This window comes from Azohydromonas sp., assembly GCF_035325925.1.
Lineage (GTDB): Bacteria > Pseudomonadota > Gammaproteobacteria > Burkholderiales > Burkholderiaceae_C > Calidifontimicrobium.
Genome location: NZ_DAOKZA010000002.1, coordinates 19,320 through 31,187, shown reverse-complemented (window position 1 = coordinate 31,187; position 11,868 = coordinate 19,320). Strand labels below are relative to the sequence as shown.

Sequence of the window (11,868 nt, the reverse complement as noted above, 5' to 3'; positions counted from 1 at the left end):
CGATGGAGTTCCTCGTGGCCACCGGCATCGGGTGGGTCGTCGCGGTGGGCATCTACCTGCTGCTGCGCGGCCGCACCTTCAGCGTGGTGCTCGGGCTGACGCTGATCGGCTACGCGGTCAACGTGTTCATCTTCGCGATGGGCCGGCTGTGGTCGGGCGCGCCGCCGATCCTCTCGGAGGCGGCCGCCGAGTTCGCCGACCCGCTGCCGCAGGCGCTGGTGCTGACGGCCATCGTGATCGGCTTCGCGACCACCGGCTTCGTCATCGAGCTGGCGCTGCGCAGCCGTCACGAAAGCGGCAGCGACCACGTCGACGGCCGACGCGACCGGGACGGCGGCGCATGAGCGTTCTGGCCGACCATCTGCCGATCCTGCCGGTGCTGCTGCCTGCGGCCACCGCCATCGTGCTGCTGCTGATCGGCGACCACGGCGGCGACGCGCACGGGGGTCACGGCCACCACCGGTTGCTGTGGGCGCGTCGCGTCGCGCTGGCCTCGACGTTGCTGTTCCTGGTGCTCGCCGCGCGGCTGGCGGTCGACGCCGCAGGCGGCGAGGTCCGCGCCTACCGCGTCGGCGACTGGCCCGCGCCGTACGGCATCGTGCTGGTGATCGATCGTCTCGGCGCGATGATGCTGCTGCTGACCGCCGTCGTCGCGCTGCCGGTGCTGTGGTACGCCTGCGGCGGCTGGGACGCGCACGGGCGGCACTTCCACGCGCTGTTCCAGTTCCAGCTGATGGGGCTGGGCGGCGCCTTCGTCACTGGCGACCTGTTCAACCTGTTCGTGTTCTTCGAGGTGCTGCTGATCGCGTCGTACGTGCTGATGCTGCACGGCCAGGGGCGCGAGCGCTTCCGCGTCGGCGTGCATTACGTGGTGCTGAACCTCGCCGCGTCGGCGCTGTTCCTGGTGGGCGTCGCGCTGCTGTACGCGAAGACCGGCACGCTGAACCTGGCCGACCTGGCGCTGCGCGTGCCAATGGTCGCCGCGCCCGACGCGCTGGTGCTGCAGGCCGCGGCGATGCTGCTGCTGGTGGTGTTCGGCTTCAAGGCCGCGCTGATGCCGCTGGCGATGTGGCTGCCGGCGACCTACGCGGCGGCCAGCGCGCCGGTGGCGGCGCTGTTCGCGATCATGACCAAGGTCGGCGTCTACGCGATCGTGCGCGTGCACGGGGTGGTGTTCGGCGCCGGCGCCGGCGACTCGGCGCTGACCGTGGCGCCGCTGCTGCTGCCGCTGGCGCTGGCCACCACCGCGGTCGGGGTGCTCGGCGCGCTGGCGGCGCACACGCTGTCGCGGCTGGTCGCGTGGCTGACGGTGGCCTCGGTGGGCACGGTGCTCGCCGCGCTGGGGCTGTTCAGCACGGCGGCGTGGTCGGCGGCGCTCTACTACATGGCCAACAGCACGCTGGTCGTCGCCGGTCTGTTCCTGCTGGCCGAACTGGTGGCGGCGCAGCGCGGCGACGCCGCCGACCGGCTCGAGCCGGCGTCGCCGGTGGCGCAGCCGGCGCTGCTCGGGCTGCTGATGCTGCTGGCCGCGGCGTCGGCGGCGGCGCTGCCGCCGCTGCCCGGATTCATCGGCAAGCTGATGGTGCTCGAGGCGGCCAGCGCGCACGCGTGGCAGCCGGCGGTGTGGTCGGTCGTGCTGGGCGCCGGGTTCCTCACGCTGATCGGGCTCGCGCGCGCCGGCAGCGTGCTGTTCTGGCACACGCGTGCCGACGCCCCTTCGCGCGGCGACGCCGGCGCGAGCCTGCCGCTCGTCGGCGCGACGGTGGTGCTGCTCGGCGCGACGCTGGCGATGAGCGTGTTTGCCGCGCCGATCCAGCGCTACACCGAGGCGGCGGCGCGCCAACTGGTCGACCGCGAGGCGTACGCGCGTGCGGTGCTCGGCGACGGCGTGCGCGACACGGCGCGCCCGTACCGCTTCGGCCCGGCCGACGCCACCTCGACAGGAGCCCCGCGATGACGCCGCGCGACGACGGCCCGCGTGCCGGCGGCGGCTGGTTCGCGCACCCGGCGCTGTCGGTGCTGCTGGCGCTCGTGTGGCTGCTGCTGCGCCAGAGCGTGGCGCCGGCCGACCTGCTGAGCGCCGTGGTGCTGGCGCTGGTCGTGCCGCGCCTGGTGCACCGGTTCCTCGGCGCCGCGGTGCACCCGCGCGCCTGGGGTACCGCTCTTCGCCTGACTTTCGTCGTGTTGTGGGACATCGTGGTGTCGAACTTCACCGTCGCGCGCATCGTGCTCAGCCCGGCGTCGGACCCGCGGCCGGCGTGGGTGCCGGTGCCGCTGGCCACGCGGCACCCGACCGCGATCACGCTGCTGGCGACGATCATCACGACGACGCCCGGCACGGTGTCGTGCGTCGTCGACGACGAGCGCGGGCAGATCCTGGTGCACGCGCTCGACTGCGACGACGCGCCGGCGATGGCCCAGCAGATCAAGCAGCGCTACGAGCAGCCGCTGATGGAGATCTTCGGATGAACTCGCTGCCGCTGGTGTCGTGGGCGCTGGACTTCGCGTTCGCCGCCGTCGGGCTCGCGCTGGTGCTGGCCGCGGTGCGCCTGGTGCGCGGCCCCGGCCTGCCCGACCGCGTGCTCGCGCTGGACACGATGTACGTCAACGTCGTCGCGCTGGTGATCCTGCTGGGCATGCGCTTCGGCACCGATCTGCTGTTCGAGGCGGCGCTGCTGATCGCGCTGCTGGGGTTCGTCGGCACGGTGGCGCTGTCGCGCTACCTCAGCCGAGGCGACGTGATCGAGTGAGGACACGAACATGATCGAACTGCACTGGGCCTGGCAACTGGTGATCGCCGCGATGCTGGTGGTCGGCGGGGTGTTCGCGCTGGTCGGCGCGGTCGGCATGCTGCGTTTCCCCGATTTCTTCATGCGGCTGCACGCGCCGACCAAGGCGACCACGCTGGGGGTCGGGGGCGTGCTGCTGGCCAGCCTCGCGCTCGGCTGGGCGCAGGGGCGCTGGGGGCTGCACGAACTGCTGATCACGCTGTTCCTGTTCGTCACGGCGCCGGTGTCGGCCAACCTGATGGCCAAGGCGGCGCTGCACCTGCGCGTGCCGTCGAAGGCGCCGGTGCCGCCGGATCAGCCGCGCCCATAGCGCGTCGCGCGCCGGGCGCGCCGTCAGCGCGGCGGCGGCAGGCGGCGGCGCAGCAGGTCGAGCAGCGTGTGCAGCTCGAACGGCTTGGTGATGTAGTCGTCGGCGCCGGCGGCGAGCCCCTGCTGGCGCGTGTCCTTCTCGGCGCTGGCGGTCAGGAAGCAGAACGCGACGCCGGCGGTGGCTGGGTGGGCGCGCAGCTCGCGCAGCACCGCGAAGCCGTCGAGCTCGGGCATCATCAGGTCGCAGATCACCAGCTGCGGCGCGCACTGCAGCGCCAGCTCGACGCCGCGACGGCCGTCCTCGGCCTCGACGACGTCGTGGCCTTCGAACTGCAGCACGCGCTTCAGGTTGTGCCGGATGTCGGGTTCGTCCTCGATGATCAGGATGCGGGCCATGCCTCGTGCCTCGGCAGGGTGACGACGAAACGGGTGGCGCCGGGCGCGCTGTCGACCTCGATGCGCCCGCCGTGCAGGTCGACGGCCTTGCGCACGATCGCCAGCCCCAGCCCGGTGCCCGGCAACGTGCCGACGTTGCGCCCGCGGTGGAAGGGCTCGAACAGCCGCGGCAGGTCCTCGGGCGGGATGCCGATGCCGCGGTCGGCCACGGCGATGCTCAGCGCCTGCGCGTCGGCGCGCAGCGTCAGCACGACGTCGCCGCCGGCCGGCGAGTACTTCAGCGCGTTGGACAGCAGGTTGCCGAGGATGAAGCGCAGCAGCTTGTCGTCGGCGCGCACGCGCAGTTCGCCGGCGGGCAGGTCGAGCACGACGTGCGCGCGCGTGCCGGCGTCGTGGGTCGCGGCCGCGCGCGGTGCGGCGCGTTCGGCCTCCATGGCCGCCGAGCGGCACAGCGCGCACAGGTCGACCTCGACCGGACGGAACGCCAGCCGCCCGGCTTCGGCCTTGCCGATCAGCAGCACGTCGTCGAGCAGGCGCGTCATGCGCTGCACCGCCTGCCTGATCGTCGCGAGCAGCTCGGCGCGCTCGGCCGCGGGCAGCCGCTCGGCGTAGTGCTCGAGCAGGTCGGTCGACGACAGGATCGTCGCCAGCGGCGTGCGGAACTCGTGCGAGGTCATCGAGACGAAGCGCGACTTCAGCTCGCCGAGCTCCTTGTGCTTCTCGAACGCGCTGCGGATCTCCTGCTCGGCGCGCTTGCGCGTGTCGATGTCCATCACCGCCCACACCGTGCCGCGCGACAGGTCGCGCGCGTTGACCGCCTTGCCCGACAGATGCGCCCAGAACGAGCCGCCGTCGCTGCGCCGCATCGTCAGCTCGGTCTCGTAGCCCTGGCCGGCGCGCACCGCCGCGGTCACCGCGGCCCCGGTGGCGAGGTAGCTGTCGCGCGAGGCGTAGAACGGCTCGAGCGAGCGGCCGACGAGTGCGTCCGTGTCGGTGCCGAAGATGCGGCCGAGCGCCGGGTTGGCCCAGCGCAGCCGGCCCTGCGGGTCGAGGAAGGCGATGCCGACCATCGAGCGGTCGAGCACCGTCTCGCGTTCCTCGAGCGTGTGCTTCAGGCTCTCCTCGAGCGCGTGGCGCTGCGTGATGTCGATCAGGAACGACAGCACGGCACGCTGGCCCTCCCACTCGACGTCGACGCCGCTGGTCTCGACCCACACCACGCCGCCGTCGGGGCGCACGACGCGGAACTCGGCGTGCACCGGCAGCGTGCTGCCGGCACGACGGCGGCGGTACAGATCGGTCAGCGTCGCGTGTTCGTCGGGGTGCACGAAGTCGAGCAGGTTGCGCCCGAGCAGCTCCGGGGCCGGGCGGCCGGCGAGCTCGACGATGCGCGGGTTGACGAAACGCAGCACGCCGCGCTGCGAGATCAGGATGCCTTCGCTGGCGTGCTCGACGAGCAGGCGGTACTGCTCCTCCGACTTGCGCAGCGCGTCGTCGGCGCGCCGCTTGTCCTGGCCGAGTGCGTCGATCGTGCGCGCGCGCCGCTGCAACTGCCACTGCGCCTCGTAGATGCGGCGCATCAGGCGGTCGATCATCACGTGCCCGGCGATCGTGATTGCGCCGGCGGGCACGATCAGCGCCAGGTAGCGCGGCACGTCGAGCGCCGGCGGGGCGCCGAGCAGCATCGTCATCGCCAGCGGGAACGCGACCACCGCGAGGTTGCCCGCGACGTTGTGCGCCAGCGGCAGCACGAAGCTCATCAGCGGCGGCACGATGAACCAGTACATGTAGCCCGCCAGCCCGTGCACCGCGCCGCCGTCGAGCCGCGCGAGGATCGCGTGGTAGACCCACTGCAGCCACAGCAGCATCGCGTAGAACACCAGCGACAGCCCGCGCCGCACGCCCAGCGCCAGCGCCGCCGGGTACACCAGGATCGACGCCGACAGCAGCAGCCGCAACCCGAGCGTGTCGGGGGCATGCGCGGCGTCGACGGCCCAGTCCCACACCCACAGCGTGGACACGAGCACTGCGCCGGCCACGCCGGCCAGCGCCGAGGTGCGGCGGAAGTCGTCGTACTTCTGGCGCTGGAAGGTGGCCGCGTCCAGGCGGTCGCCGTCGGCCGTCGGCGGCTGCGGCGCGCGCTCGCTGCGGGTCATTGCTGGCTGGTCCTCCGCGCGGGCGTGCACCGCGTGCGCGACCCCGCGCGCACCCGGGCGCCGCCGCGTCCCTCGGTCGCGCAGTCTAGCCCGGCGGCGTGCGCAGCGCGGTGACCTCGATCTCGATCTTCATGCGCCGGTCGGCCAGCCCGACGGCCATCATCGTCGCCGCCGGCCGGGCTTCGCCGAAGGCCTCGCGCAACACCGGCCAGCACGCGGGGAAGTCGTCGGCGTTCGGCAGCAGGTAGCGCACGCGCACGACGTCGGCCAGCGTGCAGCCGCTTTCGCGCAGCGCCGCGTCGATGTTGCGGATGCACTGCGCGGCCTGCGCGACGACGTCGTCGTCGATGGTCATCGTCGCGTAGTCGAAGCCGGTGGTGCCCGAGACGAACACCCACTCGCCGACCGCGACGGCGCGCGAGTAGCCGATGTCGCGCTCGAAGGTCGAGCCGGAACCGATGCGGCGGCGTGGCGTCATCGCGGCGGTGGCGCCGCGTCGGCCCGGGGCTTGGCGCGCAGCATCGTCGCGACGACCAGCGTGACGATGGTCAGCGGGATCACGAAGCTGAGCATTGCCGTCGAGTAGGCGCCCAGCGCGTCGTGCTGCTGCGCGGCCAGCAGCAGGTAACCGACGTAGGCGGCGTAGTAGGCGAGGAACAGCGCGCCTTCCCAGCGCGCGATCTCGCGCCCGGTCAGGAAGATCGGCAGGCACGCCAGCATGACGGCGAGCATGACCCAGATGTCGAAGTTCAGCACCGACGCCGCCATGCCCAGCCCGCCGCCCGAGGCCAGCGCGGCCAGCCCCAGGCAGCCGAGCAGGTTGAACACGTTGCTGCCGACGACGTTGCCGACCGCGATGTCGCGCTCGCCCTTCACCGCAGCGGTCAGCGACGCGGCCACCTCGGGCAGCGAGGTGCCGGCGGCGACGATCGTCAGCCCGATCACGACGTCGCTGACGCCCAGCGCGCCCGCGAAGGCCACCGCGGCGCCGACCAGCCAGTCCGAGCCCAGCACCAGCAGCACCAGCCCGACGACGACCAGCGCGACCTGCACCGGCCAGCGTGCGTCCCAGGCGCCGGCCGCCGGCGGCTGGAGTTCGTGGTCGAACTCGCCGGTCGCGGCCTGCGACTCGCGCCGCGACTGCACGATCAGGAACACCGTGTAGGCGATCAGCAGCGCGGACAGCAACGCGCCTTCGACCATCGACAGCCGGCCGTCGAGCACCAGCACCAGCAGCACCAGCGACGCGCCGATCATGATCGGCACCTCCTGGCGGATCAACTGCACGTGCACGACCAGCGGCGCGATCACCGCGCTGGCGCCGAGGATGAACAGCACGTTGAAGATGTTGCTGCCCACCACGTTGCCCACCGCGATGTCGGTCTGCCCGTCGATCGCCGCGCCCACCGACACCGCCATCTCCGGCGCGCTCGTGCCGAAGGCGACGATCGTCAGCCCGACGACCAGCGGCGAGATGCCGAACGACAGCGCCAGCTTCGAGGCGCCGCGCACCAGCGCGTTGGCGCCGAGCACCAGCGCGACCAGGCCGCCGGCGAACATCAGCACGTGGGTCACCGCGCGCTCCCGGCGTCGGCGAGGCGTTCACGCAGCAGCGCCCGCAGTTCCGCGATCTCGCCGCGCAGGGCGCGCACTTCGCCGTGCAGGTCGGCCTCGATGTGTTCGCGCGCCTGGCCGACGACGGCGATCGTCGTCGCCTTCTCGTCCTCGGTGAAGCTCTGCATCGCGCTGACGATGATGCCGATGAACAGGTTGAGCATCGTGAACGTCGCGATCAGGATGAACGGGATGAAGAACAACCACGCGTGCGGGTGGACCTCCATGACCGGCCGCGAGATGCCCATCGACCAGCTCTCGAGCGTCATCACCTGGAACAGCGTGTACAGCGACCGGCCGATCGTGCCGAACCAGTCGGGGAACGACGCGCCGAACAGCTTGGTCGCGATCACCGCGAACACGTAGAAGATCAGCGCCAGCACGGCCGCGATCGAGCCGAGCCCCGGGATCGCCGCGAGCAGACCGCCGACGACGCGACGCATCGACGGCACGATCGTCAGCACCCGCAGCACCCGCAGCACGCGCAGCGCGCGCAGCACCGCGAACGGCCCGCTGGCCGGCACCAGCGCGATCGCGACGACGGCGAAGTCGAACACGCTCCACGGGTCGCGGAAGAACGCCGCGCGGTGCACGAACAGGCGCGCGGCGATCTCGGCGACGAACACCGCGAGGATCGCCTGGTCCAGCGCCACGAGCAGTGGTCCGTGCGACGCCATCAGCGCCGGCGAGGTCTCCAGCCCCAGGATCACCGCGTTGACGATGATCAGTGCGAGGATCGCCCGCTGCACGCCGGCGCGGGCGAGCCAGGCGCCGAGGCGTCGGCGCAGGGGGGAGGCGACGGTGGGGACGGTGGGGACGGTGGGGACGGTGCTCACGGCGGGCGTTCGTCGAAGGGATCCGCAGCGGCGCCGCGGGCGGCACGATTGTGCCAAGGCGGGGCCGGGCTTGCGGCCGACCCGGACGGCCGGCGGGGGCGGCCTGCCGCGATCGTCGTCGAGGGACGTCGAGGGATGTCGAGGGACGCCGTAGGGGGGGCGATCGCCCGCTGGGGCCAAGCCCCGATGGACGCCGGCGCCGGCCCACGTAGAGTAAGGGCTTCGTCAGCCGTGGCGGCGACAGTCCCCGCGGTCCACCGCAACGGTGGCAAGGCTTCAACGGCAACCCTGGAGACAGCGATGAGCGACAGCGCCAACACCAAGCTCTACGATCCGCCGGCCGCCCTGGTCAAGGGAGCCTACGTCAGCGGCATGGACGCCTACCGCAAGCTGGTGCAGCAGGCCGAGGCCGACTACGAGGGCTTCTGGGCCGCGCAGGCGCGCGAGCTGCTGAGCTGGAAGCAGCCGTTCACCCAGGTACTCGACGCGAGCCAGCGCCCGTTCTTCAAGTGGTTCGCCGACGGCCGGCTGAACGTCTCCTACAACTGCCTGGACCGCAACGTCGAGCGCGGCCTGGGCGAGCGCACCGCGATCATCTTCGAGGCCGACGACGGCGCTGTGCGCCGCGTCAGCTACCGCGAGTTGCTCGCGCTGGTCGGCCGCTTCGCCAACGCGCTGAAGTCGCGCGGCGTGAAGAAGGGCGACCGCGTCGTGATCTACCTGCCGATGTCGGTCGAGGGCGTGGCCGCGATGCAGGCCTGCGCTCGCATCGGCGCGACGCACTCGGTGGTGTTCGGCGGCTTCTCGGCGCAGGCGCTGCGCGACCGCGTCCAGGACGCCGGCGCGGTGATGGTGATCACCGCCGACGAGCAGAAGCGCGGCGGCAAGGCGCTGCCGCTGAAGGCCATCGTCGACGAGGCGCTCGCCATGGGCGGCTGCGACACGATCCGCGACGTGATCGTCTACCGGCGCACCGGCGGCAACGTCGCCTGGAAGGACGGGCGCGACCTGTGGCTGCACGAGCTGCTGGCCGCGGCCAGCGAGCAGTGCGAGCCCGAGTGGGTCGAGGCCGAGCACCCGCTGTTCCTGCTGTACACGTCGGGCTCGACCGGCAAGCCCAAGGGCGTGCAGCACAGCACCGGCGGCTACCTGCTGCACGCGGCGCTGACGACGAAGTGGACCTTCGACCTGAAGGACGACGACGTGTTCTGGTGCACCGCCGACATCGGCTGGGTCACCGGCCACACCTACATCACCTACGGCCCGCTGGCGCTGGGCGGCACCGAGATCGTGTTCGAGGGCGTGCCGACCTGGCCCGACGCCGGCCGGTTCTGGAAGATGATCCAGGACCACAAGGTGACGGTGTTCTACACCGCGCCGACGGCGATCCGCTCGCTGATCAAGGCCGCCGAGGGCAACGAGGCGGTGCACCCGAAGCGCTACGACCTGACGAGCCTGCGCATCCTGGGCAGCGTCGGCGAGCCGATCAACCCCGCCGCCTGGGAGTGGTACCACGCCAACGTCGGCGGCGGGCGCTGCCCGGTCGTCGACACCTGGTGGCAGACCGAGACCGGCGGCCACATGATCACGCCGCTGCCGGGCGCCACCCCGCTGGTGCCGGGTTCGTGCACGCTGCCGTTCCCGGGCATCGACGCGGCGGTGGTCGACGAAACCGGCAAGGAGGTGCCGAACGGGCAGGGCGGCATCCTGGTGGTGCGCAAGCCGTGGCCGGGCATGATCCGCACCATCTGGGGCGACGCCGAGCGCTACAAGAAGAGCTACTGGCCCGACGACTTCAAGGGCCAGTACTACCTCGCCGGCGACGGCGCGACGCGCGACGCGACCACCGGCTACTTCACGATCACCGGGCGCATCGACGACGTGCTCAACGTGTCGGGCCACCGCATGGGCACGATGGAGATCGAGTCGGCGCTGGTCAGCTGCACCGAGCTGGTGGCCGAGGCCGCCGTGGTCGGCCGCCCCGACGACACCACCGGCGAGGCGATCTGCGCCTTCGTCGTGCTCAAGCGCCCGCGGCCCACCGGCGAGGAGGCGAAGAAGATCGCCAACGAGCTGCGCAACTGGGTGGCGCGCGAGATCGGCCCGATCGCCAAGCCGAAGGACATCCGCTTCGGCGACAACCTGCCGAAGACACGCAGCGGCAAGATCATGCGCCGCCTGCTGCGCTCGATCGCCAAGGGCGAGACGATCACGCAGGACACCTCGACGCTGGAGAATCCGGCCATTCTCGAGCAGTTGGCGCAGACCAACTGATCGGGGGGGCGCGGCGCGGCCCGCGGCTCAGAGCTGCGTTGACACCGACGCGACCTGCACCACCAGCGCGCCGCGCGCCCACGGGAACTTCTCGCGCACCAGGTCGACGTACTCTCCCGACGCGACGACCTCGCCGGTGCCGTCGATCACGCAGCCCTGGCCCGGGCTGCGCGTGCCCTGCACCTTGCGCGACGCGACCATCAGCTGGATGCGCCCGTTCGCGCGCAGGTTCTGCTCGGTGCGCTGGAAACGGCCCACCGGGAACACCACCGTCTCGCCGGGCTCGACGATGCGCATGTAGCTCCCCCAGTGGCCGGCGAGGTGCGGGCCGTCGGGCCCGTTCGTCACGATGGTCACGTACTCGGTCGCGTCGCAGACCTCGCGGCACACGCCTTCGATGCTGGCCATGAACGTCCTCCCTGGAGAAGCGGCGACGTTACCCGTGTGCGCCCCTTGCGTCCTTGACCTGGTCGGGGTCGCGCCGATCGCGCCGGCTACAGCGGTGTGCCGAGGTCGCGCGCCGCCGGCAGCCCCGGCAGCCCGACGGCGTGGCGCACCGCGCCGAGCACCGCCTGCGTCACCGCCTCGGCGGCGAGCGTGCCGAGCAGCGTCATGGGCCCGGGCCGGCCGGCCGCACCGGTGGCCAGCGCGAACAGCGTGTCGCCGTCGGTCAGCGTGTGGCAGGGGTTGATGCAGCGCGCCAGCCCGTCGTGGGCCATCGTCGCCATGCGGTGCGCCTGCGCCTTGGTCAGCTGCGCATCGGTGGCGACGACGCCGATCGTCGTCGCCAGCCCGGGGCGCGGCGACTCGGGCAGCTCGCCGCGCTGCAGCGCCGCGGCGCTGCGCAGCAGGTGGCGCCCGTCGGCGCTGCGTGCGCCGGCCACCGGTTCGCCGGTGGCCGGGTCGATCACGTCGCCGAGCGCGTTGACGGCCACCAGCGCACCGACCGTGAAGCCGGCCGCGCTGATCGATGCGGTGCCGATGCCGCCTTTCATCGCACGCGCGATGCCCCACAGCTTGCCCACCGTCGCGCCGGCGCCGGCGCCGACGTTGCCCTGCGCCGGGGCCTGCGCAGCGGCGTGGCTGCACGCGGCATAGCCGGCGTCGGCGTCGGGGCGGATGCGCGCGTCGCCCAGCCACAGGTCGAACAGCACCGCCGCGGGCACGATCGGCACGCGCGCCGGGCCCACCGGCAGGCCGTGGCCGTGCTCGTCGAGCCAGCGCATCACGCCGCCGGCCGCGTCGAGCCCGTAGGCGCTGCCGCCGGTCAGCAGCACCGCGTGCACCTGCTCGACCATCGCGTCGGGGCGCAGCAGGTCGGTCTCGCGCGTGCCCGGCGCGGCGCCGCGCACGTCGACGCCGCAGGTCGCGCCGGCCTCGCACAGCACGACGCTGCAGCCGGTGGCGCGTCGCGGGTGGGTGAAGTGGCCGACCTTCAGTCCGGCGACGTCGGTGATCGCGTCCTGGCGCGCGGCAGGCGAGGGCATCGGGGCA

General features: G+C 72.6%; 13 protein-coding genes. 6 read left to right on the top strand and 7 right to left on the bottom strand.

The annotated features are described in order from the left end of the window. Window positions 1–2: 2 nt before the first annotated feature. Genes PKC53_RS01185 through PKC53_RS01165 form a run of 5 tightly spaced genes read left to right on the top strand, consistent with a single transcriptional unit; the run spans window position 3 to window position 3,099 of the window. Window positions 3–344, top strand: a complete 342-nt coding sequence (locus PKC53_RS01185; RefSeq protein ID WP_324425639.1) for a Na+/H+ antiporter subunit C — start codon at window positions 3–5, stop codon at window positions 342–344. Continuing rightward, window positions 341–1,957 (top strand): monovalent cation/H+ antiporter subunit D, encoded by a 1,617-nt coding sequence (locus PKC53_RS01180; RefSeq protein ID WP_324425452.1) that lies wholly within the window; start codon window positions 341–343, stop codon window positions 1,955–1,957. The genes PKC53_RS01185 and PKC53_RS01180 overlap by 4 nt, the downstream gene beginning before the upstream one ends. Next, window positions 1,954–2,469 (top strand): Na+/H+ antiporter subunit E, encoded by a 516-nt coding sequence (locus PKC53_RS01175; protein WP_324425450.1) that lies wholly within the window; start codon window positions 1,954–1,956, stop codon window positions 2,467–2,469. The genes PKC53_RS01180 and PKC53_RS01175 overlap by 4 nt, the downstream gene beginning before the upstream one ends. After that, a complete protein-coding gene (locus PKC53_RS01170) occupies window positions 2,466–2,750 on the top strand; it encodes a K+/H+ antiporter subunit F (RefSeq protein WP_324425448.1) in 285 nt (94 codons plus the stop codon). Before PKC53_RS01175 ends, PKC53_RS01170 begins: the two co-directional genes overlap by 4 nt. Before the next feature lie 10 nt (window positions 2,751–2,760). Beyond that, complete coding sequence (locus PKC53_RS01165) at window positions 2,761–3,099, top strand: Na+/H+ antiporter subunit G (RefSeq protein ID WP_324425446.1); 339 nt, start codon at window positions 2,761–2,763, stop codon at window positions 3,097–3,099. Between the two features lie 23 nt (window positions 3,100–3,122). Here PKC53_RS01165 and PKC53_RS01160 read toward each other — a convergent pair whose 3' ends face one another. The 5 genes from PKC53_RS01160 to PKC53_RS01140 form a co-directional block, all read right to left on the bottom strand. Further along, window positions 3,123–3,494 carry a response regulator gene (locus PKC53_RS01160; protein WP_324425444.1) on the bottom strand — a complete coding sequence of 124 codons (372 nt, stop codon included), beginning with the start codon at window positions 3,492–3,494 and terminating at the stop codon, window positions 3,123–3,125. Beyond that, window positions 3,479–5,650, bottom strand: a complete 2,172-nt coding sequence (locus tag PKC53_RS01155) for a PAS domain S-box protein (RefSeq protein WP_324425442.1) — start codon at window positions 5,648–5,650, stop codon at window positions 3,479–3,481. The genes PKC53_RS01160 and PKC53_RS01155 overlap by 16 nt, the downstream gene beginning before the upstream one ends. An 85-nt stretch (window positions 5,651–5,735) precedes the next feature. Beyond that, entirely contained in the window at window positions 5,736–6,128 is a 393-nt protein-coding gene (locus PKC53_RS01150) for a RidA family protein (RefSeq protein WP_324425440.1), read from the bottom strand. Then, window positions 6,125–7,225 (bottom strand): calcium/sodium antiporter, encoded by a 1,101-nt coding sequence (locus PKC53_RS01145; protein WP_324425438.1) that lies wholly within the window; start codon window positions 7,223–7,225, stop codon window positions 6,125–6,127. Before PKC53_RS01145 ends, PKC53_RS01150 begins: the two co-directional genes overlap by 4 nt. Further along, on the bottom strand, window positions 7,222–8,100 hold the full coding sequence (locus tag PKC53_RS01140; RefSeq protein WP_324425436.1) for an ion transporter: 879 nt from the start codon (window positions 8,098–8,100) through the stop codon (window positions 7,222–7,224). The genes PKC53_RS01145 and PKC53_RS01140 overlap by 4 nt, the downstream gene beginning before the upstream one ends. Before the next feature lie 300 nt (window positions 8,101–8,400). On the opposite strand from PKC53_RS01140, the gene acs reads away from it, so the two are divergent. Beyond that, window positions 8,401–10,374 (top strand): acetate--CoA ligase, encoded by a 1,974-nt coding sequence (gene acs / locus PKC53_RS01135; RefSeq protein ID WP_324425434.1) that lies wholly within the window; start codon window positions 8,401–8,403, stop codon window positions 10,372–10,374. Between the two features lie 27 nt (window positions 10,375–10,401). Here the strand turns inward: acs and PKC53_RS01130 are convergent, their stop codons facing one another. Beyond that, window positions 10,402–10,782, bottom strand: a complete 381-nt coding sequence (locus PKC53_RS01130; protein ID WP_324425432.1) for a pyridoxamine 5'-phosphate oxidase family protein — start codon at window positions 10,780–10,782, stop codon at window positions 10,402–10,404. 86 nt (window positions 10,783–10,868) lie between these two features. Then, window positions 10,869–11,861, bottom strand: coding sequence for a P1 family peptidase (locus PKC53_RS01125; protein ID WP_324425430.1), 993 nt, complete (start codon window positions 11,859–11,861; stop codon window positions 10,869–10,871). Between the last annotated feature and the right edge of the window lie 7 nt (window positions 11,862–11,868).